The sequence below is a fragment of the Paraburkholderia sp. BCC1876 genome (genome assembly GCF_902833695.1).
In the GTDB taxonomy this organism is placed as follows: domain Bacteria; phylum Pseudomonadota; class Gammaproteobacteria; order Burkholderiales; family Burkholderiaceae; genus Paraburkholderia.
In genome coordinates this window covers 45,293-71,680 of the sequence record NZ_CADFGI010000016.1, presented here as the reverse complement: position 1 = coordinate 71,680, position 26,388 = coordinate 45,293, and the positions used below count along the sequence as shown (strand labels likewise).

The window sequence follows — 26,388 nt, the reverse complement described above, 5'->3', positions numbered from 1 at the left end:
CACGGGACGGCGCCCGTGCCGTCGCGTCAGATATTGATCTGACCGCCCATTTCCACCACGCGATTCGCGGGCAGGCTGTAGTACTCGGCCGCCTGCGCCGCGTTCCTCGCGAGGAACGCGAACAGCTTCTCGCGCCACAACGACATCGCCTTGCTTTCGCCGGTCGCCAGCACCGTATCGCGTGCGAGGAAGAACGACGTGTCGGAGGGTTCGTAGTGCCATTCCGGAATCTGTTTCTGCACGAACTCCAGAACGCGCGGCACGTTGGGAATCTCGGTGAAGCCATGACGCACGACCACCGAGTAGCAGCCATGCCCCAGATCTTCGACCACGGCTTTCTGTTCGTCCGGCACGTGAGGCACGTTGTCGGTCGTACCGGCCATGAAGATGTTGAACTGATGCATGACGCCGTTGTGCTTCAGATTGTGCAGAAACGCGCTGGGCGCCATGCCAGCCACGCCGCCGGGAAACACTGCGGTGCCGTTGGTGCGCGGCGGCGAATGAGCGCCGTCGCACAGCGAATGAATCAGGGTCGCGAGCGGAAGGTTGTCGCTTCTCATCCGCTCCATCAGGGTTTCGCGCCCTTTGTGCCACGTGGTCATCACGGTGAACAGCACGCCGCCCGCCAGTAACGGGAACCAGCCGCCTTCCATGACCTTGCTGACGTTGCTCGACACGAACACGGCGTCGACCAGCGCGAGCGGCACGATGACCACGGCCGTTTTCAGCGGGCTCCATTTCCACAGGTCGTGGGTAATGAAATACATCAGCAGGGTCGTCAGCAGCATGGTCGACGCCACCGCGATCCCGTACGCCGCTGCGAGGTTATCCGACGATTTGAAGAACACGACGAGGAACACCACCGCCGCGTAAAGCGAGATGTTGATGAACGGCACGTACACCTGGCCCATCTCGTGCGACGACGTATGGACCACCGGAATGCGCGGCAGGAAGCCGAGTTGCACGGCCTGCTTGGTCATCGAGAACGCGCCGGAAATCACCGCTTGAGACGCGATGATGGTGGCCGCCGTGGCCAGGATCACCAGCGGAACCAGTGCCCAGCCCGGCGCCGACTGGAAGAACGGTTGGGCGATGGTCGACGGTTTATCGAGCACCAGCGCAGCCTGGCCGAAGTAATTCAGCACCAGGCTCGGCAGCACGAGAAACAGCCACGCGAGATTGATCGGCCGCTTGCCGAAGTGCCCCATGTCCGCGTAAAGCGCCTCGCCGCCGGTCAACGCGAGAAACACGGAACCCAGCACGATGAACGCGGTGCCGGGCGCATGCGTCACGAACGCGAACGCATAGGTCGGCGACACGGCTCGCAGAATATCGATGTGCGGGATGATGTGCGACAGGCCGAGCGCCGCCAGCGTGACGAACCAGACGATCATGATCGGCCCGAACACTTTGCCGACCGCGCCGGTGCCGCGCTTCTGAATCTTGAAGAGGCCGGTGAGAATCACGAGCGAGATCGGCACGATCCACTCGGTGAGATGCGGATCGACCAGCGTCACGCCTTCCACCGCGGAGATCACGGAGATGGCCGGCGTGATCATCGAATCGCCGTAGAACATCGCCGCGCCGAACACGCCGAGGGTCAACAGCACTTGCCGCAGTCGCTCGGGCGCTACGCGCGAAGCGAGCGCGGTGAGCGCGAGGATGCCGCCTTCGCCGTCGTTATCGGCACGCATCACAAAAGTGACATATTTAAGCGTCACGACGATGATGATGGCCCAGAGAATCAGCGACACGATGCCGAAGACGTTCAATTGCGTGATGCCGCCGGCCGCCTTCAGACATTCGCGAAGCGTGTAGAGCGGACTGGTACCGATGTCGCCGAACACAACGCCGATAGCGCCCAGTACGAGGCTTGGCGCGGCCGCCTTGGCGGTGGCGTTGGGTGAGGAAGTCGCGGAGGAGGACATAGGTCTGTCGTAAGCGGAGTAAAGGCGGCGGAAACGTCAGCGTGGCGGGACGGGCGGCGATGGATGCCGGTCGTGCGACTCGCGAGCTAAGGTAAAGGATAGGCCGGGACGGGCGTGATCTGTGTGCGCGACCCTACCTCAGCCGCCAGATTCCCCAGATCGCGATGAGTAGGGCGAGTCCGAACCCACCGCCCAGCAGGATGTAAGTACTCATGTGAATCCTCGATGTCTTCGGCGAAGCATGATTGACGCGTCGCGTTGCGACACGTGCCAGCCCGAATCGTACCGTGGCTTCCTTTCAGAAAACATCGCGATGCCTTTACCCAGCACGCTTGCACGTCGCGTTCGACGCCGCGAGTCGCGGGTTTGTCTGATATCGGCGCTGGCGCTGGCCTATAACGAATTGCAGAGTCCGCATGAGGGATTCGCGTTTGCATGACGTTAACGCCGAGGTGCATCGTGGCCAAACTAGCGGTTTTTATCGGACGCCTTCAATGGGTTGCGTTCGCGTTGATGATGAGTCTGGGCAGTCAGGCCATGTCGCAGGAGAAGGCCGCGATGACGTCGTCGTCCGATCAGGTCAAGGTCATGGCGGAAAACGAGAAGGTGGTGGCCTCGGAGGAACGCATCAAGCCGGGCGCTGAAACCGATAGCCGCGCGCGCCCTTATCGCGTGGTGCGTGCGATGAAAGGCGGTTCGATCCAGCGGATCTATCCTGACGGAAGAAAAGAAATGGCCATGTGGAAGACCGGCGAGGTGCGTGTCTTCGAGGCGAGCGGTCCTTACAAACTCAAGAATGTCGGCAAGGAGGATGTCGTCTTCTACATCGTCGGGTTGAAGTGATCGGGAGGACGAGCCGGAGTAGATCATTTCGCAAACGTGTTAAAACACCGGATCGCTTTCGTTATCGAATCCGGGAGTCGTTCGATGCGGCCGGCTGTTGGCCCGCGCTGAGCGATGTCCTGTTTCCCGTTTGATGAAATTAAAATTACAACCATGATCCGTCTTCTCACCGCCGCCGACGCCGGCCTTTTCAGATCGTTGCGTCTTCTTGCCGTAGACAACTCGCCAACTTCAATCTGGCCGACTCGCGAAGAAGAGTCGGCGCGCTCGACTGAACAAACCATCGCGCGTATTCAATCGACCGAACTGCAGGCGGTTTTCGGCGCGTTCGCCGATAGTGAGTTGATCGGGATTACCGGTGTGCGTCGCGAGCCTCTGGTTCAGGTGCGTCATAAGGCGACAATCTGGGGCGTGTTCGTTCACCCTTCGCGGCGGGGGCAAGGTATTGCTCAGTCGCTGTTGTCGGCCGCGACGGTGCATGCGTCGAACGAGTGGGACTGCGTTCAGTTGATGTTGTGCGTCAATGCGGAAAATTTAGCCGCGAGAAAATTGTATGTATCGCAAGGGTTTGAGCGCTTCGGCGTAGAGCCGCGCGCCATGCAGATAGATGGCCGGTTTTACGATGAAGAGCACATGGTTAAACGGCTGCGGTGACGCGAGTCTTTCGCGCATTCCTCGCCCGCTTCTTTTCTACTACCCGTTATTGCAAGGCTTCGACTACGTATGACGGAGACTCGTGATTTATTGCTTGCGCTCAAGCGGCTCGCGAAAGTGGATACTCGTCCGCCGTCGTTGCTGCGCGTCGCGGCTCGGCCTTCCATGTTCGCGTTCGTCGCACGAGAAAAAGAGCGAATTGCCGATGTATTCCTGCCGCGTCCGTCGTTGATCGTGGTGCTCGAGGGATCGAAGGAACTCGTGACGATGGGCCGGCAACTGCGCTTCGCCGCCGGTCGCGCAATCGTGCTGCCGGGCGGATGGCGTGGCGATGTCGTCAATGTGCCCGATCAGGTCACCGGCTTTTACCGGGCGCTCTTTCTGGATTTCTCGGAAGCGCTCGTTCTCGGCGCGCATCGCGCTCATCCTGAATGGCAGGCGCAAACGGGCGCACAGAACATCGAGGCGCGACTCGATCCGCTGTTGATCGGCGCGATCCTGCATTCCGCCGAAGGCATTGCAACGCAATCGCTTCCTCCCGTGCTGGTCGATCATCGGATCATGGAGATTCTGTTGATCCTCGGCACGCGCGGTGTTTTGCCGTTACGCCCGCACGCGTCGGCGCAGTCCACCGCCGACGCCGTACGCGCGCTCGTGCGCTGGCGGCCCGATCATCCGTGGACGGCCGATCTGTTGTCGGCGGAATTGGGCATGAGCAACGCCACGCTCAGGCGCAAGCTCGCGGGCGAGGGCCAATCGTTGCGTGCGTTGCTCGCCGAAGAACGGATGGCTGCGGCGTCTTCCCTGCTGAAGGAGGCGGGCGTTTCAGTGCGCGATGCGGCGCTGGCGTCGGGGTATCAGTCGTCGCGACGCTTCATCGAGCGATTTCGTGAGATTGAGGGCGCCGATCCGCGTGCGCTCCGCGATTCGCAGCCGATCGACGACGGCAAATAATCGCGAGTCACCGCGTGTGAGTCGTCGTGACGACGAGACGGCTTTCGCTTCTCAATTGCGGGTATCGAAACAACTGATCGGATCTGGCCGAACTTTGAGCGTTTGCGTGCGCGCTGGGGCGCACCGTGCTTGCTAATTTGTCGTGACGGGCAAACTAGTGAGAACGGAAATGAAAACGACAACCAGACTTTGCGCGGCAGCGGTCGCCGCGACATCCCCATTCGTATTTGCTTTTGCGTTCGGCGCGGCAGGCGCGGCCGGCGCGGCCAGCGCTCAGGCTGGCGCGGAGATGTTGCGGGTTGTGATCGGTGTGTCGAAAGCGCCGGCATCCGCGGCGGTACACGAGCTTGCGCTCGCGAACGCGTCCTGCGTGTCGACCACGGCCGGCAGAAGCGCACCCGGCGCGAACCGGAGTCTCCCGGTGACCTGGTCGCGAGGACCGGCCGGCACGCGATCCTACGCGTTGACCCTGATCGATCCCGATGTACCGCTCAACTTGTCGACGCTGAACCAGCCCGGCACGAGCATCGCATTCGACGCGCCTCGCCAGGAGTTCGTCCACTGGGTGCTCGCCGATATTCCCGGGGATCGGACCACCTTGCCGGAAGCACTGGACGGCGAGGGCCACCTTCAGGGCGGTTTGCCGCTTGAACGCACGGTGTACGGTGTCAGAGGTCAGAACGGCTTCGCGTCCTTCATGAAGGACGGTCCGTATGGCGGCTACATGGGCCCCTGTCCGCCATGGAACGATGAGCGTGTGCATCGCTATCGGGTGACGGTTTACGCGCTCGATGTCGACACGCTCGGATTGTCGGGGGCGTTCAGCCGCGCAGATCTTTTGCGCGCGATGAAGACGCATGTTCTGGCCACGGGAAGCGCGAGCGTCGATTACTTCGTGAATCGCGGGGCGCGGCGCTGAAAGACCACAGGCTGTCGAGAATGCGCCGGCCTGCGCGTGCTCCGCGCTTTCCCTCTCAACTCCGCTTCAACAGTCGCTGTGGCGTTTCGCCCATTTCCCGCCGGAACATCGCGATAAAACTGCTGCTGCTCTGATAGCCCAGATCGTCGGCGACTTTCGCCACGGAGTCGCCGACCACCAGACGCGACATCGCCTCGACCAGACGCAACTGCTGACGCCATTGTCCGAAGGTGAGCCCCGTCTCCAGCCGGAAAAGACGCGCCAGCGTCCGCGCGCTCGCGCCGACGGTCTCGCTCCATTCGTCGAGCGTGTCGTCGTTGTCGGGCGAGGCCAGCAACTGGCTGCAGATCGCCCTGAGCCGTCGATCGCTAGGCAGTGGCAGTCCGCCTTGCGTCGTCGAATCGGCGCGGCACAGCAGCTCGAGCAGCAACGGCGCAATGTGCGCGCCGAGGCTATCGGCTGCATATTCTTGCGGCTCCTCCGCCAACTTGGTCGTCAACTCGTGCATTAGCGGCGTGACCAGCAGAACGCGGCACGCCGGCCATAACCACGGCGCGGCGTCGGGCTCCAGATACACGCTGTAAGTGTCGACGCTGCCGATTGCATGAATCTCGTGGTCGACGCCGGGCGGCAACCAGATCGCCCGCATGGGCGGCAGCATCCAGCTGCCCATCGGCGTCAGCACGCGCACAGCGCCGTTCATCGCGTAGCACAACTGCGCCTGCTCGTGCGCGTGCCAGATTTCGCGTTGCCCATTCGTATAGGACGAACCGCGCGCCATTACAGGTCGCGGTTGACGACGGTATTCGACGCCGAATTGCGCTCGCCAGATTGGATCCATCTCAAAGCTCTCGTTTAAGTCTGCCAAAAAGTGTCTGTTTTGCGATGTTTGATGGCAAGACAGCGCGACAATACCGGCGCTATCCTTCCACGACTTCTGCGGTTTCGCAAGCCAATGCGATACAGAATAGTAACGATTCGCATTCGTACTCGTATTTGATGCGACATAATGACAATTGAAGGGATGGTGGAAATGAGCGGTCGGGGATCGAAACGAATGAGAAAGACGCGTTGGGCAATGGCCACGATGTGGCTGACGGCTGCCGCCGCGGCTCATGCACAGAGCGCAGGGGAGACCACCCCAACGGGCGGCGCGAACGCAGCCGGTGGCGCGGACAAAAACACGCTGCCGGCAGTCGTGGTGACGGCAGGCTCGGGAGACGACAAGGAAACGTTCGGCTATGTCGCGAAGCGCAGCGTTGCCGGTTCGAAGACGGATACGCCGCTGATTCGAACGCCGCAGTCGGTTTCCGTCGTGACGCGCGAGCAGATGGACGCGCAAGCGGCGCAAACGCTGGACGCCGCGATCCGCTACGTACCGGGTGTCACCTCCCAGGACAACGAAACGCGCTTCGATCAGATCACGGTTCGCGGCTTCAGCCTCGACAGCGATACGTATCTCGACGGCCTGCGCCTGATGCGCACTACCTGGTACGCGTCGCCGCGAATCGATCCGTATTTCCTCGATCGTATCGACGTGGTGCGCGGACCGGTTTCGGTCCTGTACGGCCAGGGCAGTCCCGGCGGCGCGGTGCTGATGACCAGCAAACTGCCGACCGCCTACCCGTTCCACGAGTTGCAATTGCAGATTGGCAGCGACAACCGCTATCAGGGCATGTTCGACATGAGCGGCCCGGTCGATAAAGACGGCACGATTCTGTACCGCGTAACAGGACTCGCGCGCGACGCCGATTCGCAGACCGATCACATCAAGGAGCAGCGGCTCGCGATTGCGCCGTCGGTGACGTTCCGCCCCGACAGGAACACGAGCCTCACGCTGCTGGGCAGCTATCAGTACGATCCGCAAGGCGGCCTGTTCAATCCGGTGCCCGCGGCCGGCACGATCCTGCCGAATATCAACGGACACATTTCGTCGCATGACTATCTCGGCGATCCGAACACCGACCGCCTCAAGCGCCAGCAGTTTTCGATCGGCTATCTGTTCGAACATGCGTTTAGCGATACCTGGAAGATCCGCCAGAATGTCCGCTATCTGCATCAGGACATTCAGTACTACCAGAACTCGCTATTCGGCTCGCTCGCCGACGATCAGCGTACCGCCGGCCTCTTCACCAATAACAACGACGAACACCTGACGAACTTCAGCGTCGATACGCAGGCCGAGGCGAAGTTCGACACGGGAGCAATCAATCACACCGTGCTGTTCGGTTTCGACGTGCAGCGCGTGATGGATCGCATCAGCCGTGGTTATTCGCTGGGTACGATCGATATTTTCGCGCCCGACTACAGCAACGTCGCCTTCGTGCCGGACAGCACGAAGCAATACATCGCGCAAACGCAGTACGGCCTCTACGCGCAGGATCAATTGCGCTACAAGCGCTGGACGTTGACGCTCGGTGCTCGTCAGGACTGGGCCCGCAATTCGAATACCACCGACGGCGTCGGCACACTCAGCCAGCAGCACGCCTTCACGTGGCGTGCGGGGCTGAACTACGAATTCGAATCGGGCATTGCGCCCTATGCGAGTTTTGCGAAATCGTTTCAGCCGGTTGCCGGCGCGAACTTCGACGGTTCGCCGTTCCAGCCGACCCGCGGCAAGCAGTATGAAGTGGGCGTGAAGTATCAGCCCAAGGGCTACAACGCGTTGTTCACCGTGGCCGCATTCGACCTGCGTCAGCAGAACGTCCAAACGTCGGACGACGCGCATCCCGGCTTTACGAATCAGACGGGCGAAATCCGCTCGCGCGGTTTCGAAGCCGAAGCGCGCATCGGTCTCACCGAAGGGCTGAACCTGATCGCGTCGTATGCGTTCCTGAATCAGCGCGTGACCGCGGCCGGCGCCGACGATCCGTCGTTGAACAAGCGGCCGCCGTCGGGCAATCCCACCAACATGGCGTCGATCTGGCTGGACTACACGCTGCATGCCGGCAATCTGCGCGGCCTCGGCTTCGGCGGCGGCGCGCGCTATATCGGCACGACATACGGCGACGCGGGCAACACCTTCCAGGTGCCGAGTCACTTCCTCGTCGACGCGGTGGTGCACTATGACGTCCGCAACTGGCGCTTCGCGGTCAACGCCAACAATCTGTTCAACCGTCAGTACATTGCCTATTGCACGAACAGCGTGCAGTGCTACTACGGCTCGGACCGCTCGGTGATTGGGACGGCGAGGTATCAATGGTAATCGGCGTACACGGTTAGATATGCACCTTCTCTGGTCAATGGTAAAGGGGTCGCGCGGGCGCTTGCTCGTCGCGATCGTCATGAGTCTCGTCAGCGGTTTCGGCAACGCGGGGCTGGTCGCGCTGATCAATCAGGCGCTCGCGTCGCCACGCGAGCAACTGGTCGAACTCGGCGTGCGTTTCTTCGCGATCGGCGTCGTCGTGCTCATTACGCGCACGGTGTCGCAGACCCTCTTCATGAGTCTCGGCCAGAACGCCAAGGCGAGTCTGAGAATGAGAACCATCGAGCGGATTTCGACGGCGCCCTATGCGAGCATCGAACGTCAGGGATCGGCACGCGCGTTGGGCGTGCTGACCCAGGATCTCGACACGATCGTCGTGCTGTTCGTCAGCTTGCCCGGACTCATGATGAACGGTGCGGTGATTGCCGGTTGCCTCGTGTATCTGGGCTTCCTGTCGTGGCAGGTGCTCGCTTTTGCGTCGCTCACCGTGCTGATCGGCGCGGTGGGTTTTCGTGTGGCCCATACGCGCGGCCTGTTCCATCTGCGTAACTCGCGGCGCCGGGAAGATGCGCTGGTGCATCACTTCCGCGCGCTATTCGACGGTGCGAAAGAACTGAAGCTGCATCGGGCGCGCATGCGCGCTTTCGTCGACGACACGCTCGCCGGCAACATCGAGGCGGTGCGCGTACAGCGCACGCGCGGCTACGTGCTGTATGCCGCCGCGGCGAGCTGGGGCAGCTTCATTTTCTTCGCGTTCATTGGCTGCGTGCTGTTCGTTCTGACGCGCTATCTGCCCGTGACGCCGCATGTCATGTCCGGCTACGCGATGATCTTTCTGTACATGATCATGCCGATCGAAAGCCTGCTTTCGTCGATTCCGAACCTCGGCACGGCGCGCGTGGCGCTCGAACGTATCGAGCAAGTGAATGCAGAGCTGCCTGTCGAGCGAACGGACCTGGTCGCGCACGCGGCGTCGTTCGACAGCATCGTGCTGGAAGGCGTCACGCACCGCTATTTCAGGGAAAAGGAAAACGACGTCTTTACGCTGGGCCCGATCGATCTGAGCTTTCGTCCGGGCGAACTCGTCTATCTGATCGGCGGCAACGGCAGCGGCAAGACCACGCTTGCCAAGATGATCGTCGGCCTCTACACACCGGAAAGCGGACGCATCCTGCTGAACGGCGAAGCGGTCGGCGAAGCGCAGCGCGATGCTTACCGACAGCATTTTTCGGTGGTTTTCAGCGACTTCTTTCTGTTCGACACGCTGTTCGGCATCAAGCTGGACAACGTGGATGCGCTTGCGCACGCGCTACTCGACGAACTGCAACTGTCGCATAAGGTCCGCATCGAGAACGGCGTGTTTTCGACGCTCGACCTGTCGCAAGGTCAGCGCAAGCGGCTCGCGCTTCTTGTCGCGTATCTGGAAGACCGGCCGTTTTATCTGTTCGACGAATGGGCCGCGGATCAGGACCCGCTCTTTAAAGATGTGTTCTACCGGCGGCTGTTGCCCGAGTTGAAGGCGAAAGGCAAAGCGGTCGTTGTCATCACGCACGACGACCGTTATTTCCCGCTCGCGGATCGCTATATCAAGCTGGATTTCGGCCAGGTGGTCGAACAGGGCGGCGGCGCCGCGCCGTCCGGCGACCCCTTTCATGCCGGCACGGCCGGCACGTTCGCGGCGGGTGCTTCGGCGCGTGCCTGATGGGCATTTTCTTTTTTTCAAGCCGCAGCGTGCTGCGGAACGGTTCAGAGTTCATGGCCAATACGAGTTCGTCTTTCACGGAATCCGCGCCGGCGTCGTCGCTGTTCGAACTGGACAAGGTCCGATTCGATGTGGGTGCAACGACGCTGCTGGATGGTATCGATCTGTCGATTTCCCGCGAGTGCGTGACCGGCCTGATCGGTCACAACGGGTCGGGCAAGACCACCTTGATGCGTTTGCTGGCGCGCCATCACGCGCAAGGTGCGGGCGCGATCCGCTTCGACGGCAAGCCGCTGGCCGCGTGGAAGCCGCGCGAATTCGCGCGTCGGGTGGCGCATCTGCCGCAATACACGCCCTCTACGGACGGCTTGCTCGCGCGTGAACTCGTCGCGCTGGGCCGCTATCCGTGGCACGGCAGTCTCGGCGTATTCGGCGACGAGGATCGCGAGCGGGTCGCCGAGGCGATGCGAATGACGGACGTGACCCACTACGCGGACCGGCAGGTGGATAGTCTGTCCGGCGGCGAGCGTCAGCGCGTGTGGCTGGCCATGCTGATCGCGCAGGACAGCCGCTGCCTGCTGCTCGACGAACCGACGTCCGCGCTCGATGTGGCGCACCAGGTCGAGGTGCTGGACCTCGTGCGCACGCTGTGCGCCGAGCGTGGCATTGCAGCCGTGATCGTGCTGCATGACATCAATATGGCCGCGCGCTTTTGCGATCGGATCGTCGCGCTGCGCAACGGCAAGATCCTGATGCAGGGCTCGCCTCGCGACATCATGACCGGCCCGAACCTCGAAGCGATCTACGGCGTGCCGATGACGGTGCTGCGAGATCCCGCCAGCGGCCGCGTCGTCGGTATTCCGCAATGAAGACGGGGAGCGTTGTGCCGGATCGCTCGAAGAAACGCCGTCTCTGTCTGCGTGCGCTGGCCGCGACCGCGCTCGGCGCGACGGTTGCCGCGCACGGCGCCACGCCGCAAGCCGCCGCCCGCGTGCCACGGCGGCTCGTCGTGCTGAACTGGGATCTGACGGAGATGGTGCTGTCGCTCGGCGTCGCGCCGATCGGCGTACCGGCGCCCTCGTGGTACACGAGTAGCGTGGTGGCGCCGCCGTTGCCGGCCGGTGTCGTCGACGTCGGTTTGCTGTTTCAGCCGAACTACGATTTGCTGTACGAGTTGCGGCCGGACCTGATGGTGATCACCCCCGCGCATGCGAGCGTGAAGGCTTCGTTCGAGCGCATTGCGCCGACCTTGACGCTCGGCGCGTACATGACGGATCCGCAACCGTATCAGGCGATGCGTGCCGAACTGTCCATACTCGCCAGACGCCTGGGTCTCGAAGCGCGGGCCCAGTCGCTGATGGACGAAACCGACCGGGTGCTCGCGCGCTCGCGTGCGGTGCTCGACGCCGCCTTGCCGACCGGCGGCTATGCGCAGGTCTATGTCGCCCAGGCGATCGACGATCGTCATCTGCGGATTTTCGGCGGCGCCAGCATGTTCGGCGACGTCCTGCGGAGGCTGGGCATTCGCAATGCCGCCATCGCGTCGGCGGACGGCGCGCGTGACGCACTGGTGGCGGGAGGCGCTGCCTCCAGCATCGTCGAACTCGAGCGGCTGATCGCCGCGCCGGACGCTCATCTCCTGTGGGTCGGGGCAGGCGAGGACGGCACGGCCGCCGGTCTGCAACGCAATCCGGTGTGGCGGCAACTGCCTTTCGCGCAGCCCGGCAGATCGGCGATCCTGCCGGTCATCTCGCCGAGCGGCGCGTTGATTTCCGTTCAGCGGTTCACTCGCGCCGTCGTGGACGCCCTGCCAACGCGGAACAGCCATGTCGTATAACCCAATGCCCAATTTCAACCGGCGACGCAACGCGGCCGCCATGCCCGAAGCAGGCGAAGGCCCGCGGTTAGCGACCTCGGAGCCGAAAAACCGACTTCCCATGCTGATCTCGCTGCTGGTGCTGGCGGCATTGGCGCTGACCGCGTGGGTCTTGCAGAAGCAACTCGCGGGATCGAGTCTTTGGTCCGCGCTGGTCACGCCGGAGCCGGGCAATCTGCATCAACTGATCGTGCATGACAGCGCATTGCCGCGTATCGCCATCACGCTGATTTGCGGGGCGGCGCTTGCACTCGCGGGCGCGATTGCGCAACAGGTGCTGCGCAATCCGCTCGCGGAACCGATGACGCTGGGGATTTTCCCCGGCGCGTATCTGGCGCTGACGATCGCGACGATCTGGGCGCCGGCCGCCGCGGCGAATCAACGCGAGTTGATCGCGCTGGTGGGCGGCGCACTGGCGATGTTGCTGGTCTTCGGCCTCGCATGGCGGCAACGGCTTGCGTCGCTATCGGTGATCCTGTCCGGGATGATCGTGAGTCTGTATTGCGGCTCGCTAACGCTCGGGCTGGCGATTTCGCATTTCCAGTTGCTCACCGGACTCATGATCTGGGGCGGCGGCGCGCTGGATCAGCACGGCTGGCAGGCAAGCGGCGCCTTGTTCGAGCGACTCGCGCTCGCCTCTGTCGCGATCTATCTGTTGCGCCGTCCGCTAAGTCTCTTCGAAGCCGGCGAAAGCACCGCGCGCGGATTGGGCGTTTCGCTGCCGCGCACCCGCTTCGCCGCGTTGGGTCTCGCGGTGGCGCTGACCGCATGTGTGGTCAGCGCGGTCGGCGTGATCGGTTTTATTGGTCTCGCCGCGCCGACGCTGGCTCGCCTCGCGGGCGCCCGGCGTTTCCAGCAGCGTCTCATCTGGGCGCCGCTGCTTGGCGCAACGCTGCTGTGGCTCACCGACGAGGTCGTGCAGATGGTGGCGATCAGCGGCGTATTCGGCTCGCAACTCATTCCGACGGGCGCCGTCACGTCGCTGTTCGGCGCGCCGATGTTGCTGTGGCTTTTGCGGCAACTCAAGTCGCGCCCGGATCTGCGCACGGATGGTCCGGGTGGGTCGACCGCCTTCCGGCGCAAGCGTCCCGCGCAGTTGGTCGCGGTCGTGGCGTCGCTCGCCGTGCTGGTCGCGGTGCTGTCGCTGATGTTCGGACGCGGCCTGAACGGCTGGCACGTGACGAGCGCCGCTCAGCTCGGCGCGCTGGCGTTCTGGCATGTGCCGCACACCGCGGCGGCGTTGGCGGCGGGCATCATGCTGGGCCTCGCCGGCGTGCTGGTTCAGCGCATGACCGGCAATCCCGTGGCCAGTCCCGACCTGATCGGCGTCAGTTCGGGCGGCGCGCTCGGCATTGTGGCCGCCGTGTTCCTGTTCGCCGCGCCTGGGCCGCTCGAGTTGTTCGGCGCCTGTCTCGTGGGCTCGATCGTCACGTTGATGCTGTTGCTGTGGTTCGGACATCGCGTGAAATATGCGCCGGAGCGGCTGTTGCTGATCGGCGTGGCGATTGGCGCGTTGTTTCAGGCCGTCAGCGGCACGGTCACGGCGAGCGGCGATCCGCGCGCGGTGTTGCTGCTGAATTTCGTCGTCGGCTCGACGTATTACGTGGATCCGATTGCGGCGGCGGTGGCGGTGGTCGTCGCGCTGTTCGGTTTGGGCGCGGCGCCGTTGCTCGCTCGCTGGCTGGAACTGCTTTCTCTCGGCGAGGGCACGAGCCGTTCACTGGGCGTGCGCGTCGATGTCGCGCGTCTGGCGGTTTTGCTGTTGACTGCGTTGCTGACGGCCACCGCGACCTTGCTGATCGGACCGCTGTCGTTCGTCGGGTTGATGGCGCCGCATCTCGCGCGTTCGCTGGGCGTATGCCGGGCGCGCGAACAACTGCTGGCGGCCGCCGCCGCGGGCGCGCTGCTGATGGTGCTGGCCGATTGGCTCGGCCGCATGCTGCTGTTCCCCGACGAAATGCCCGCGGGCTTGATGGCCGCGTTGATCTGCGGACCTTATCTGCTGTGGTCGATGTTGCGGACCGCGCCGCGTGCGGCGTGAATTCACGCATGCAACACCAGCTTCTGCACCCGCCAGTTCAATAGTTCGGCCACGAACAACACGTTCTCCGACGGGCACGCCATCTGATGAATCCAGCCGAACTGCTTCAACTGTTTGCCGGATTGACCGAGCACGCCGAGCACCTTGCCGTCGAGCGTCATCTTGTAGATACGGCCCGGATAACCGTCGGCGCTGTACAGCACCTGATTCGGTCCCGGTGAAATGCAGATGGCCCACGGCGCGCCCGGTGCAAACGTGCCGGCCGCCAAGGTGGCTTCGTCCGGCATGTTGCCGATCGCCGGACGCGCGCCCGGCGGGACCGGCACGTCGATCGTGAATTGCCGCAGGAACGTGCCTTCGGTATCGAACACCTGAATGCGCCGGTTGCTGCGGTCGGCGACGTAGATGTTGTCGTGCGCGTCGAGCGCGATGCTGTGCGGGGTATGAAACTGTCCCGGACCGGTGCCGCGTTCGCCCCATGATTTGAGCCAGTTGCCGTCGCGATCCACTTTGGCGACGCGCGAGTTGATATAGCCGTCGCTGATGTACGTATTGCCCGCCACGTCCCACGCGACGTCTGTCACCTGACGGAAGCGGCCGTCTTCGGCGGGCAGCGGCGGGTTAGGGTGTTTGAGCGGCGCGGTGTCTTCGTCGGCGGCTTCCTGCTTGCGGCCGAATACCATCGCGACGCGGCCGTCCGGGGTGAATTTGATCACCATGTCGGAGCCTTTGTCCGTCACCCAGATGTTGTCTTGCCGGTCGATCTTGACCGTATGCGCGAACGACCACGCGTACAGATTGCGTCCTATCTCGCGAATGAAACGGCCGTCGGGCGCGAACTCCAGCAATTGCGCCGCTGCCGCGCCATAGGCCGGTCCGTTGGTGTTGCCGCGCGACAGCACGAAGATATGTCCATGCGAGTTGAGCGCGATGCCGGAGCATTCGCCGAAATACGTGTCTTTAGGCAAATGAACGGGATTGGCAATCGAGTCGTAAGGAATCGCGGGCGCGGATTGAGTGTCCGCGAAGGCGGATGGTATGGCGAGACCGGCAGCGGTGCCGGCGATCAGGTTCAGGAACGTACGGCGACTGATTGCGCGATGTTCCGCACTGCCGCAGCAAGGGCACAACGACCCATATTGTTCGTTCATCTTCTGTCTCCGGTGGGCACGCTGATTCTGGTCCCATGCGCGATAGTTGTATCAGGCACGCGTCATGTGCCGAACGTACAGAAGCAATCCTAGTTCACAAAGCGCTTAATGGCTAAGTCGTCTTTACGCCATGGTCCCCGCTTGCCGCGCGTCCTTGTTCTGCGCAACGATCAACGCCAGCGAGGAAGCCAGAATCGCTTTCGCCAGTTTGTCTTCGTCGACCGCGCGCGCCAGCGTGACCGCGCCGACAATCGTCGCGACGATACCGAGCGCCATGCCTTCGCTGGGCCCCGCCAGGGTCCTGGCGATCTGCGACGTCAGCGAGTGGACATACTGGGTCAAACGGTCCCGGACTTCCGGGCTCGCATGCCGGGCTTCGCCGGCCAGCGAGCACAACGCGCAACCGTTGCCGGGGTCCTTGACGTGGCGATCGCTGAGAAACAATTCCGCCACGGCTTGCAAAGGCTCTTTCGCCTTGGCCCCGCCTTTACCCGACGCCGTGTTGAGTGCCGCGATGCGTTGCCGGCTCTGAGCGACCGCGTATTCCAGCGCCTCGACGATCAACGCGTCGCGCGATGAAAAATGCCCGTAGAACGCGCCATGCGTGAGCCCGGCGCGCCGCATGCAATCCGCCACGCCGAGCGCCTCGATCCCGTCTTCACGGATTTGCCGCGACGCTGTTTCCAGCACGCGCTGCCGGCTTTCCGCCTTCTGTGCCTGCGAGTAGCCCATTTCGTTCACCGCCTCTTGACAATCTGCATGACGAGCATAATACTGAAAATGTGCATGACGATCAACATGCAGAATGATCAGATGAGACATCGTCGAGATGTCTGGTTATTTGGGGCGGCGTTCGGCCGCTTAACCGTTTCGGGTGTCGCGCGGCCATCGCTTTGGCTGGGCCGGCGGCGCCATGAAGGAGAAAGATGATGCGTTTCACGGGAAAGACAGCGTTGGTCACGGGTGGCAATAGCGGCATTGGTTTCGTCACGGCAAAGCTGATGATTGCCGAAGGCGCACGCGTGGTGATTACCGGTCGCGATCGCGCGAAGCTGGATCAGGCGGTCGCCGAATTAGGCGAAAACGCACTAGGCTTGCAGGCCAATCTCGACGACGAAGCGGCGATCGGCACGTTATTCGAACGGATCGGCAGCGCGTACGGTTCGCTCGACATTGTCTTCGCGAACGCCGGCATTTCAGGGCCGACGCCGCTCGGCGGCACGTCGGCCGCCGCGTTCGAGGCGATTCTTCGCACCAACCTGACCGCCGTCTTTCTGACGGTGCAGGCCGCGCTGCCGCTGATGAGCGCCGGCGGCGCGATCGTCCTGAACGGTTCGGTGATGCGCGAACTCGGCTCGCCGGGCTCGGCGGCTTATTCCGCGACCAAGGCGGGCATTACGGGTATGGCGAAAGTTTTCGCGACCGAACTGGTGCAACGCGGCATTCGCGTGAATACCGTGATTCCGGGCGGCACGCGCACACCGATCTGGACGCGTGGCGCGCGTGAGGGCGCCACGCTCGACGGTACTGAAGAGGCGCTCGCACCGCGTATTCCGTTTGGCCGCCTGGCCACGCCGGAAGAGGTCGCGGCGGCGGTGCTGTTCCTCGCGTCGAACGACGCTTCGGGAATGACGGGCGCGGAGATTGTCGTGGATGGTGGCACGACTGGCGCACCGTGGGGCTCGGCGCTGTTCCGTCAGGGGTGATGCGCGGCTAGCGGGTGCCGTTTCCCCACGCTAGCGGCTTCACTTCACGGCGCAGTTCTTCGAACAGCCAGTCGCGGAACACCTTCACCGTAGCGTTCCGGCTTTTCTCCGGCGTCGTGACGAAGTGAAAGAACAGCCCCGTTGCAACTTCGGGGCCGAACGGGATCATCAGGCGTTCGTTGCGCACGTCCGGCGCAGCCAGTACGCGCCGGCCCAACACGACGCCCGTGCCTTCGGCCGCGGCCTGGAGCGCGTGATCCGCGTGATTGAAAAACAGGCCGCGCGTGGCATCGCCTTTCAGGCCCGCCTGCTTGAACCACTCCGACCAGCCGGTAGCGGCCGGGTCGACCATTCGCAGCGACTCGTCGTGAATTAGGGGGACGTGCGCGAGATCGGCGGGGATGAGGGGCTTGCCGTCCGCGTTACGCAACGCGGGGCTGCACATCGGCGCCACGGATTCCTCGATCAGGCGTTCGACATGCAAGCCCGCGGTGTCGATGCGGCCGAAGCGGATCGCCACGTCCACGCCTTCCTTGACGAAATCGCATAGCGCCAGCGAAGCCGACACGCGCGTCTTGATGCCGGGGTGCAATTCGGTGAAAGCCGACAGACGCGGCACGAGCCATTTGGTCGTGAAGGCCGGGCCCGCCGTAATGACCAGCCGCTGGGATTCCTGGCTCGTGTCGACCCAGGTCATGGCGCGCGTCAGATGCGTGAAGCCCAGCGTGACTTCCTGAAAACAGCGTTTGCCGTGTTCGGTCAATTCGATCGTGCGATTCGAGCGGCAAAACAGCTCGATGCCGAGGTATTCCTCGATGCTGCGGATCTGATGGCTGATCGCCGCGGGCGTGACGCACAGTTCTTCCGCGGCGTTCTTGAAGCTCATATGCCGTGCGGCGGCTTCGAAAGCGCGAAGTGCGTTCAACGGCGGCAAGCGATATTTCATCGAATTCGGACGGTGGCCAAAGTAAAGCGCGAACAGCGATTATTCACCGGTTTGTCCGCATGACAAAGCGAAAAGCCTTTCGGGTATAGCGCGGCTCATGCCGGCTTATGCCGGCTCACCCGACACAAACAAAACTAATCCGAGCTTGCGAAATGCTCGCTTTTCGCGTTGACCGGCCGATGTCACAGTGCTGAGGTCCGGCGCCACCCGTGCGCCGTCTTCGATAAAGCGCTCTGATCATGTTCGGTTTCGCCTTCTTCATTGCCATGTATCTGGTCGGCAACGACCTGTCGACGCGTTTCGCGCTGCCGGTCCCCGGACCGATCATCGGACTGGGTCTGGTGTTCGCGCTGCTAGTCGTGCGCGGCAAGGTAGATGCCCCACTCAAAGGGCCGGCCGACACGTTGCTGCGCTACCTTGCATTGATGCTGGTGCCGACCTGCGTCGGCGTGGTCGAACTGATTCATCGTGTGCCGTCCGGCATCCCTGGACTCGCCTGCGTGCTGGTGCTCGCGCTGGTGGGCGGCAGTCTCGCCACGGCCTGGATCGCCAACGCACTGCTGGGTCACGGCGACGTTGGCGTTGGCGTTGACACCGCCGCCGATCCGCTTGCGTCATCCGTTCCACAACGCTAGAGGCTGGCCATGACGACCGCCACGATTTCTCTGGGCTTCATCGCGCTAACCATTGCCGCCTATTCGGCCGGCAACTGGCTATATCTGCGCTCGGGAAAACTGCCCGTGCTGCAACCGGTGCTGATCGCCACCAGTGTACTGGTGGTCGCGCTGCTGAGCGCCGGGCTGCCGTATAGCCGGTATTTCGAGGCCACCGCGCCGTTGCACGACCTGCTCGGGCCAGCCGTGGTCGCGCTGGCCGTGCCGCTTTACGAGAACGTCCACAAGGCGCGAGGGGCGCTGTGGCGGATTGCGCTCGCGACCCTGCTCGGCGGCGTGACGGTGACGGGCAGCGCGTTGCTGCTCGGGCGCGGCTTCGGGTTGAGTCCGCTGATGGAGCGGGCGCTCAGCACCAAATCGCTGACCACGCCGATTGCTTTATCGGTGGCGGGCAAAATCGGCGGGTCCGTGCCGCTGACGATTCTCGGCGTGTTCGTCACGGGGCTGGTTGGTGTGACGTTGACGCCGTTCCTGCTCAAGACGCTTCGTATCGACGATCCGGCGGTGAAGGGCTTCACGCTGGGTTTGACGTCACACACCTTCGGTATTACGCGTGCGCTCGAGTTCGGCTCGGAAGCCGTGGCCTTCGCCACGCTCGGCATGGTGCTGATGGGCTGTGCGTCGGCGGTGCTGTTGCCGGTGATTTTCCGCTTGCTGTGAGCGGATCAGGACAGCAGCGCATGGGCGACGCACCGCGTCCGTCTTCGTCCCCGTTCAATAACTCCCCCGCACCAGATTACTCGGCGTCCCATCGACAAAGTTCTCGATGTTATCCATCAACTGATCGGCCAGCCGCTGCTGCGCCTCATCCGACGCCCACGCCACATGCGGCGTCAGAATCACATTCGGCCGACCGGCGGCGCGCAGCAGCGGGTTGTCGTCGTCCGGCGGCTCACCCGCCGTCACATCGAATCCCGCGCCGCTGATCAGCCCTTCATCGAGCGCCTGCACCAGCGCGTGTTCATCGACGAGTCCGCCGCGCGCCGTGTTGATCAGCAGCGGCCGCCGCTGCATCGCGCGAAACTCGGGCATGGCCAGCATGTTGCGCGTGTGCGGCGTGAGCGGACTGTGTACGGTGATGATGTCGCTGGTCGCCAGCACTTCGTCCCATGGCGTGTACAACGGGCCGAGCCCTTCGCGGCCTTTGTGCGCGGCGAACATCGGCTGCATGCCGAACGCCTTGCCGATTTCCGCGACGCGCTGCCCCAATACCCCTTCGCCGATGATGCCGAGCCGCGCGCCGGCCAGATCGTGAATCGCGTGTGTGAAGAAACAGAATTGCCCGGACTTCTGCCACTCACCGGCGAGTACGTCCTCGCGATAGGCGATCAGATTGCGCCGCAGCGCGAGGATCAACGCGAAGGTGTGCTCGGGCACCGTGTTGATCGCATAGCCGCGAATATTGCTGACCGCGATGCCGAGTCGTTCGCACGCCGCTTTGTCGACGCAGTCCGTGCCGGTCGCGGCCACCGCGACGAGCTTCAGGTCGGGCAACTGCGCGAGCAGGTCGTCGGTTAACGCGACCTTGTTGGTAATCGCAATCGACGCCCCGGCCAGGCGCTTGAGCACCTGATCCGGCGCGGTGCGATCGTGCTCGATCAGTTGATGATCGAAGCGCGGCTCGCGCAACACGATTTGCGGCGCCAACGTCGTGCGGTCGAGAAAAACGATTTTATGCATGGTCATGTCCCCGATGATTTACAGGTGCCGCTTCGCTTCAGCGACGATATATTCCGCGGTGATGCCGAAGTGTTCATACAGCGTTTCCGCCGCCGCCGACGCGCCGAATCCCGTCATACCCACGAACCCACCCCGCTCGCCGAGATAGCGGTCCCAGCCGAAACGCAAGGCCGCTTCGATGCCCACGCGCACGGTGCCCGCGCCGAGCACCGCTGAACGGTAGGCGGCATCCTGTTCGTCGAAGATCTCCCAGCAGGGCATGGATACCACTGCCGTCGCGATGCCTTCGTCCTGCAAGCGGCGGCGCGCCTGCAGCGCGAGCGCCACTTCGGAACCCGTGGCGAGCAGGGTGACGGCGCGCGGTGCGTCGCTCGCTTCGGCGAGCACGTAAGCGCCGCGCTTCGACAACGACTCGATACTGTGTTCGCGGCGCACCAGCGGCAGCGCCTGGCGCGCAAACACCAGCGTGCTCGGACCATGCCGGTGTTCCAGTGCGAGCGCCCAGCATTCGGCGGCTTCCACGGCGTCGGCGGGACGCAGCACGCGCATGTTCGGCATCGCGCGCAGCGACGCGAGGATTTCGACGGGCTGATGCGTCGGCCCGTTTTTGCCGACGCCGATCGAGTCGTGGCTGAACACGAAATGCACCGGCAAGCCCATTAACGCGGCCATCCGCATGGCCGGCCGTTGATAGTCGGAGAACGCCAGATACGTGACGCTGGTCGCGATCACGCCGCCGTGCGCCGCCATACCGTTGGCCATCGCGCCCATCAGATGTTCGCGCACGCCGCAGTGAACGTAGGCGCCGCTGCGGTCCGCAGCGGTGAACGCGTGCAATTGGCGCTTGTGTCCGGTGGGCGCTTCGAGATCGGCGCAACCGACCATGCGTTCCGGCAGCAACGGCGCGAGCAGGTCGCTGATTTCACCGGATACGGCGATGCCGGGTTGCGCTTCGCCGCGCTCCACGGCGCGCTTGCGATAGTCGTCGAGCACGTCGCGCCAGCCTTGCGGCAGATGACCGGACTGCACCCGCTTGAACTCGGCGCGCTGCGCCTCCGGCAACGCGGCGACGCGCGCCTGCCATGCGCGATGTTGCGCGTCGTTGCGATGCCCGGCCGCGCGCCACGCGTCCAGAATTTCCGTGGGCACCTCGAACGGTGCATGCGGCCAGCCGAGTTGTTCGCGTGCTGTGTCGGCGTCCGCCTGGAACAGCTTGCCGCTGTGGCCGCCGCGCTGCCCCTGCAAGCGCGCAATGCCGCGTCCGATCACGGTCTTGCACGCGATCATCGAAGGCCGCGGGTCCGCGCGCGCGATCGTCAACGCCGCCGACACCGCTTCGAGATCGTGCCCATCCACTTCGATCACCTGCCAGCCGCCGACGCGAAAGCGCGCGCAGACGTCTTCGCTGATCGACAGCGAGGTGCTGCCGTCGTCGGTGATCTGGTTGTCGTCCCAGCAGAGAATCAGTTTGCCCAGTTGCAGATGCCCGGCCAGCGAAATCATTTCCTGACCGATGCCTTCCTGCAAACAGCCGTCGCCGACAAACGCGTACGTGGTGTGATCGACCAGATCGCTGCCGAATTTCGCCGCGAGATACGCTTCGGCGATCGCCATACCGAACGCGTTGGCAATGCCCTGGCCGAGCGGGCCGGTGGTGGCTTCAATGCCGTGCGCCGGTTCGTATTCCGGGTGGCCCGCGCAATGCGAGCCGAGTTCGCGGAACGATTGAAGCTGCGCCAGGCTAATCGCGCTATAGCCGGTCAGATAGAGCAGCGCGTAAAGCAGCAGCGAGCCGTGTCCGTTGGATAGCACGAAGCGGTCGCGGTCGGGCCAGGTGGGATCGGCGGGATTGAATTTGAGGTGTCGAGTAAATAGTGCGGTGGCGATTTCGGCCATGCCGAGCGGCACGCCTTGATGGCCTTCGCCGGCGCGCAGGATTGAGTCGATGGAGAGGAAGCGGATCGCGTCGGCGAGCGGCAACGTGGGCTGTGCTTGCGTCTGCGCGTTCGCTTGCGCGAGCGTCGAAGCCGCAGGCGTTGCGGATGCCGAAGGCGCAATGGAAGCGGGCGAAGCGTTAATCACTGCAGGCTGGGCTTCGGTGGTGGACATGGCAACAGGCTCCTCTACGCCAGCCCGCGAAGCGGGCGGCGGCAATCTGACAGATTGGAACAAACGGAATGATTCAGTGGTGAAGGGCGAAGCCAGTGGAGCGGGCGAAACAAGAAACAAGGTCGCGCGAGACCAGGTTGCGTCGTGCTCATGGCAACCCGACGCAACCTCGCGCATCAGTGGCTCAATGCAGAAACCCGATCGAAATCCACGGCACCGCGGCCACCACGATCAGCCCGACCATCAACGCGGCGATATAACCCAGAATCGGCTTCATGCCTTCGTCCGGATGAATACGGCTCACGGCGCAAGCCGAGTAATAACCCACGCCGAACGGCGGCGCGAACAGGCCCACACCCATCGACAGAATCACGACCATCGCGTAGTGCACGTCGTGAATGTGCATGGCGCGCGCGATCGGGAACATCAGCGGGCCGAACAGCACGATGGCCGGAATCCCTTCGAGCACGCTGCCGAGAATCACGAACACGCAGATCGACGCCGCCATGAACATTGCCGCGCCGCCGGGCAACGCGCCGAGCGTTTGCGCGAGCTGGCCCGAGAAGCCGGACTGGGTCAGCGCCCACGCCATGGCGGTGGCCGCGCCGATGATCAGCAGGATCGCGCCGGACAGCGACGCGGTATCGATCAGCATCGGTTTGAGCCGTTTCCATTCGAAGCGGCGATAGATCAGCAGACCCGCCAGCACCGCATATGCAATGCCGATGGTGGACACTTCGGTTGCCGTCGCGATGCCTTCGACAACGGCCGCGCGAATCACGAACGGCAATGCAAGCGCCGGGAACGCGATCACGAGCTTGCGCAGAATCTCGCCGCGCGTCGCCCGCTTCACGCCGGACATATCCTCGCGCCGGTAACGCCACTGCACGACGAGGCACAACGTGAACGCCAGCACGATGCCAGGCAGCATGCCGCCCGTGAACAGCGCCGAGATCGACACACCCGTTACCGAACCGAGCGTGATCAGCACGAGGCTCGGCGGAATCGTCTCGGTCTGCGCGCCGGTCGCGGCGAGCAGCGCGACCAGATCGCCGGGTTTCGCGCCGCGCGCTTTCATCTCAGGAAACAGCACTGGCGCGACGGCGGCCATGTCGGCGGCTTTCGACCCCGAGATCCCGGACACCAGATACATCGCGCCGACCAGCACATACGACAAACCGCCGCGCACATGGCCGAGCAGGCTGGCGAGAAACGCGATCATCGCGGCGGCCATGCCGGTCATCTCGATCAACTGGCCGAGAAACACGAACAGCGGCACGGAAAGCAGAATCAGATGCGACATGCCTTCGTCCATCCGGCCGACCACCACCGGCATCGGCGTGTTGGTGGTGAGCGCGAGGTAGCCGAAGGTGGCGAGCCCGAACGAGAACGCGATCGGCACGCCGCTCAACACGCCGAGCGCGACCAGCCCGACGAAGAAGATCAGCAGGTTGAGATTGCCGAGGTCGCGCAACATCGGTCCGAGCAGAACGAAGACGCCGACCAGTGCGCCGACGGTGGCCAGCGCGGCCAGAATCAGCCGCCAGTTACCCATGCGCGCGAGCCGCACCACGGCGACCAGCAGCATCAGTGCCGAGCCGATCGGCAACGCGGCCGCGCGCCACGAATTCGACAGTTCGAGCGCGGGCGTGGTGATGAACGACTCGTCCTGCGCGAAGCTGATCGCGGGGCCGACCACCATCGCCAGAAACGCGATCGGCGCGGCGATCGCCACCACGTCGAGAAACGCCCGCACGCCCGGCGACGCCATGCCGACCAGCGCCGTCATCCGCATATGCTCGCCGCGCCGCAACGCGATCACGGCGCCGAGCATGGCGAGCCACAGGAACAGCATCGACGCGAGTTCGTCGGACCAGACGAGCGGCGCATGCAGCACGTAGCGGCTCGTCACGCCGGCCAGCAGTACGCCGATTTCCGCCAGCACCAGCAACGCGGCGGGAATCTCCACCAGATGCCCGAGCGCGGAATCGAGCGCGCAGGCGAAGCGGTGCTGCGCGTCGTGCGAATAGAAGATCGTGGTCATCGCATTACCCCAGTTTTCCGACGGACTTCTCCAGCAGACCCCAGGCTTCGTCGCCGTATTTGCCCTTCCAGTCGTGGTAGAAGCTCGTCTTGGCCAGCGCGACGCGGAACGATTCACGATCCACGTCGATGAAGGTAATGCCCTTCGACTTCAGATCGTCGCGCAACGAGTTGCTGAGTTTCGCGATATCCGCGCGTTGCAGCATCGCGGCCTTTTCGAACTCGCGCGTGACGATCGCGCGGATGTCGGCCGGCAGTCGTTCCCACGCGGCGCGATTGCCGAGAATCCAGTAACCGTCCCACACGTGCGAGGTCAGGCTGATGTACTTCTGCACCTCGTACAGCTTGGCGGTGGCGATGATCGGCAGCGGATTCTCCTGGCCTTCCACCACGCCCGTCTGTAGCGCCGAATACAGTTCGTTGAAGTTGATCGGCGCCGGTCCCGCGTCGAGCGCCTTGAACAGCGAGGTCAGCATCGGCGCCTGCGGCACGCGAATCTTGAAGCCCTTCAGATCGGCGGGCGCGCGCAACGCGCGAGTGGATGAACTGATCTGCCGGAAGCCGTTGTCCCACACCTTGCTGACCGATACGATGCCGGACTTGGTGATCTGCGTGCGGATGTAATTGCCGAGGTCGCCGTCCATCGCTTTCCAGACCGCGTCGTAATCCTTGAACGCGAAACCGGTATTGACGATGCCGGCGGCTGGCGTGAGCGTCGCCAGAATCGACGAGGCCTGGTTGAAGAACTCCACGCCGCCGTTGCGCACCTGCGAGAGCAGGTCGGTGTCGGAGCCCAGCTGATTCTGCGGAAACAGCTTGATATCGAGGCGCCCATTGGTCGCGTCGCGAATGTGATTGATCGCTTCCTGCGCGCGGATGTTGACTGGATGCGTCGGGTCCTGGCCGGTGGCGAGCTTGTAGGAGAACTCGGGCGCGGCCAGCGCGCGGCGCGACACGCTCCATAACGGCGCGGCGGCGGTCAAGGTCGCGCCGGCCTTCAGAAAGGTGCGGCGACTGATGCCCTGTTGGGCTTTCGAACGGGTAGTCATGGTGTCTTCCTCCAATTCCGGATCGCGCGTCGTTATGGTTTTCTGCTTTCGAGGCGCGGTGGCTGCACGTAGGGCTCGCCGCGCCTGTCTTGTCTATTGCTTGTGCAACGTAAATCGGCTGTGCGTTAGCTGTGAATCAGCCGTGAATCAGCATCCCGCCGTTCACGTCGATCACCGCGCCCGTGATATACGACGACAACGGCGACGCGAGAAACAGGAACGCGCCGGCCACGTCGTCGGGCACGCCCAGGCGATTCAGCGGAATACCGGCGAGAATCTCGCCGCGTTTGTCGTCGCTGATCTTGCCGGCGTTGATGTCGGTTTGAATCAGACCCGGCGTCACGCAGTTCACCCGAATACCGTCGATGCCGAGCTCCCGCGCCATCGCCTTGGCGAGACCGAGGACGCCCGCCTTGGCCGCCGAATAGTGCGGGCCGCCGAGAATGCCGCCGCCGCGTTGCGCCGACACCGACGACATGCAGCCGATCGAGCCGCTCTTCTGCTTCTTCATTTGCGGCACGACCGCTTGCGACAGGTACAGCACGCCGCGCAGATTGACGTCGAGAATGCGGTCCCAACCTTCCGCGTCGATATCGAGCAACTTGGCGGCCTGGGTAATCCCGGCGTTGTTGATCAGTACGTCGATCGCGCCGAAGTCGGCAACGGTGCGTTCGACGGCGGCCTGACACGCGCCGCGATCGGTGACGTTGCACGGATAGCCGCGATGCGCGCTGCCGATCGACGCGGCGGCTTCCACCGCGGCGTTTTCGTCGAGATCGAAAATTGCGACGCGCGCGCCGTGCGCCGCGAACATGCGAGCGGTCGCCATGCCGATACCGCGCGGCGACGCTCCGCCGGAAATAACAGCAACTTTGCCGTCGAGAAGACGTGATTCGGACATGATGCGG

22 protein-coding genes are annotated in these 26,388 nt (G+C 63.6%); 12 read left to right on the top strand and 10 right to left on the bottom strand.

The features are described 5' to 3' along the window. Positions 1-26: 26 nt before the first annotated feature. Positions 27-1,928 carry a potassium transporter Kup gene (locus HWY05_RS35445; protein ID WP_035555233.1) on the bottom strand — a complete coding sequence of 634 codons (1,902 nt, stop codon included), beginning with the start codon at positions 1,926-1,928 and terminating at the stop codon, positions 27-29. Positions 1,929-2,465: 537 nt separating this feature from the next. Between HWY05_RS35445 and HWY05_RS35440 the strand changes: the two genes are divergently transcribed. From HWY05_RS35440 to HWY05_RS35425, 4 genes are all read left to right on the top strand, one after another. Continuing rightward, positions 2,466-2,771, top strand: coding sequence for a hypothetical protein (locus HWY05_RS35440; protein WP_156126688.1), 306 nt, complete (start codon positions 2,466-2,468; stop codon positions 2,769-2,771). 114 nt (positions 2,772-2,885) lie between these two features. Further along, complete coding sequence (locus HWY05_RS35435) at positions 2,886-3,425, top strand: GNAT family protein (protein ID WP_244146783.1); 540 nt, start codon at positions 2,886-2,888, stop codon at positions 3,423-3,425. Between the two features lie 69 nt (positions 3,426-3,494). Beyond that, complete coding sequence (locus HWY05_RS35430; RefSeq protein ID WP_176061220.1) at positions 3,495-4,379, top strand: helix-turn-helix transcriptional regulator; 885 nt, start codon at positions 3,495-3,497, stop codon at positions 4,377-4,379. 169 nt (positions 4,380-4,548) lie between these two features. After that, a complete protein-coding gene (locus tag HWY05_RS35425; RefSeq protein WP_208459125.1) occupies positions 4,549-5,298 on the top strand; it encodes a YbhB/YbcL family Raf kinase inhibitor-like protein in 750 nt (249 codons plus the stop codon). Positions 5,299-5,353: 55 nt separating this feature from the next. Here HWY05_RS35425 and HWY05_RS35420 read toward each other — a convergent pair whose 3' ends face one another. Further along, positions 5,354-6,139: a helix-turn-helix transcriptional regulator gene (locus HWY05_RS35420; protein ID WP_035555242.1), complete on the bottom strand. Its 786-nt coding sequence runs from the start codon at positions 6,137-6,139 to the stop codon at positions 5,354-5,356. Positions 6,140-6,355: 216 nt separating this feature from the next. On the opposite strand from HWY05_RS35420, the gene HWY05_RS35415 reads away from it, so the two are divergent. The 5 genes from HWY05_RS35415 to fhuB are packed head-to-tail and all read left to right on the top strand — an operon-like array spanning position 6,356 to position 14,122. Next, positions 6,356-8,503: a TonB-dependent siderophore receptor gene (locus tag HWY05_RS35415; protein ID WP_244146782.1), complete on the top strand. Its 2,148-nt coding sequence runs from the start codon at positions 6,356-6,358 to the stop codon at positions 8,501-8,503. 19 nt (positions 8,504-8,522) lie between these two features. Continuing rightward, on the top strand, positions 8,523-10,205 hold the full coding sequence (locus HWY05_RS35410; RefSeq protein ID WP_051980659.1) for a cyclic peptide export ABC transporter: 1,683 nt from the start codon (positions 8,523-8,525) through the stop codon (positions 10,203-10,205). Positions 10,206-10,258: 53 nt separating this feature from the next. Continuing rightward, the gene (locus HWY05_RS35405; protein ID WP_176061219.1) at positions 10,259-11,074 is read left to right on the top strand and encodes an ATP-binding cassette domain-containing protein; all 816 of its coding nucleotides are present in this window, start codon (positions 10,259-10,261) and stop codon (positions 11,072-11,074) included. Then, positions 11,071-12,042 (top strand): ABC transporter substrate-binding protein, encoded by a 972-nt coding sequence (locus HWY05_RS35400; protein WP_176061218.1) that lies wholly within the window; start codon positions 11,071-11,073, stop codon positions 12,040-12,042. The genes HWY05_RS35405 and HWY05_RS35400 overlap by 4 nt, the downstream gene beginning before the upstream one ends. 40 nt (positions 12,043-12,082) lie before the next feature. Continuing rightward, positions 12,083-14,122: a Fe(3+)-hydroxamate ABC transporter permease FhuB gene (gene fhuB, locus HWY05_RS35395; protein ID WP_176061263.1), complete on the top strand. Its 2,040-nt coding sequence runs from the start codon at positions 12,083-12,085 to the stop codon at positions 14,120-14,122. Positions 14,123-14,124: 2 nt separating this feature from the next. Here the strand turns inward: fhuB and HWY05_RS35390 are convergent, their stop codons facing one another. After that, a complete protein-coding gene (locus HWY05_RS35390) occupies positions 14,125-15,273 on the bottom strand; it encodes a peptidyl-alpha-hydroxyglycine alpha-amidating lyase family protein (RefSeq protein WP_176061217.1) in 1,149 nt (382 codons plus the stop codon). Positions 15,274-15,396: 123 nt separating this feature from the next. Next, positions 15,397-16,005 (bottom strand): TetR/AcrR family transcriptional regulator, encoded by a 609-nt coding sequence (locus tag HWY05_RS35385; RefSeq protein ID WP_176061216.1) that lies wholly within the window; start codon positions 16,003-16,005, stop codon positions 15,397-15,399. 197 nt (positions 16,006-16,202) lie between these two features. Here HWY05_RS35385 and HWY05_RS35380 point away from each other — a divergent pair, with 197 nt between their 5' ends. After that, positions 16,203-16,979, top strand: a complete 777-nt coding sequence (locus HWY05_RS35380; RefSeq protein WP_176061262.1) for an SDR family oxidoreductase — start codon at positions 16,203-16,205, stop codon at positions 16,977-16,979. A 7-nt stretch (positions 16,980-16,986) separates the two neighbouring features. Here the strand turns inward: HWY05_RS35380 and gcvA are convergent, their stop codons facing one another. Next, complete coding sequence (gene gcvA, locus HWY05_RS35375) at positions 16,987-17,925, bottom strand: transcriptional regulator GcvA (RefSeq protein ID WP_176061215.1); 939 nt, start codon at positions 17,923-17,925, stop codon at positions 16,987-16,989. 239 nt (positions 17,926-18,164) lie between these two features. Here gcvA and HWY05_RS35370 point away from each other — a divergent pair, with 239 nt between their 5' ends. Together HWY05_RS35370 and HWY05_RS35365 are read left to right on the top strand one after the other, a co-directional pair. After that, a complete protein-coding gene (locus tag HWY05_RS35370) occupies positions 18,165-18,560 on the top strand; it encodes a CidA/LrgA family protein (RefSeq protein ID WP_176061214.1) in 396 nt (131 codons plus the stop codon). A 9-nt stretch (positions 18,561-18,569) separates the two neighbouring features. Next, a complete protein-coding gene (locus HWY05_RS35365; protein WP_051980662.1) occupies positions 18,570-19,259 on the top strand; it encodes an LrgB family protein in 690 nt (229 codons plus the stop codon). A gap of 54 nt (positions 19,260-19,313) precedes the next feature. Here the strand turns inward: HWY05_RS35365 and HWY05_RS35360 are convergent, their stop codons facing one another. The 5 genes from HWY05_RS35360 to HWY05_RS35340 all read right to left on the bottom strand — a co-directional run bounded on the left by HWY05_RS35360 (position 19,314) and on the right by HWY05_RS35340 (position 26,381). Beyond that, on the bottom strand, positions 19,314-20,279 hold the full coding sequence (locus tag HWY05_RS35360; protein ID WP_035562702.1) for a D-2-hydroxyacid dehydrogenase: 966 nt from the start codon (positions 20,277-20,279) through the stop codon (positions 19,314-19,316). 18 nt (positions 20,280-20,297) lie between these two features. After that, positions 20,298-22,388, bottom strand: a complete 2,091-nt coding sequence (gene tkt, locus HWY05_RS35355) for a transketolase (RefSeq protein WP_176061213.1) — start codon at positions 22,386-22,388, stop codon at positions 20,298-20,300. A 184-nt stretch (positions 22,389-22,572) separates the two neighbouring features. Continuing rightward, complete coding sequence (locus HWY05_RS35350; protein WP_035555263.1) at positions 22,573-24,432, bottom strand: TRAP transporter large permease subunit; 1,860 nt, start codon at positions 24,430-24,432, stop codon at positions 22,573-22,575. Positions 24,433-24,436: 4 nt separating this feature from the next. After that, positions 24,437-25,480, bottom strand: coding sequence for a TRAP transporter substrate-binding protein (locus HWY05_RS35345; RefSeq protein ID WP_176061212.1), 1,044 nt, complete (start codon positions 25,478-25,480; stop codon positions 24,437-24,439). Positions 25,481-25,616: 136 nt separating this feature from the next. Further along, complete coding sequence (locus HWY05_RS35340; RefSeq protein WP_176061211.1) at positions 25,617-26,381, bottom strand: glucose 1-dehydrogenase; 765 nt, start codon at positions 26,379-26,381, stop codon at positions 25,617-25,619. Between the last annotated feature and the right edge of the window lie 7 nt (positions 26,382-26,388).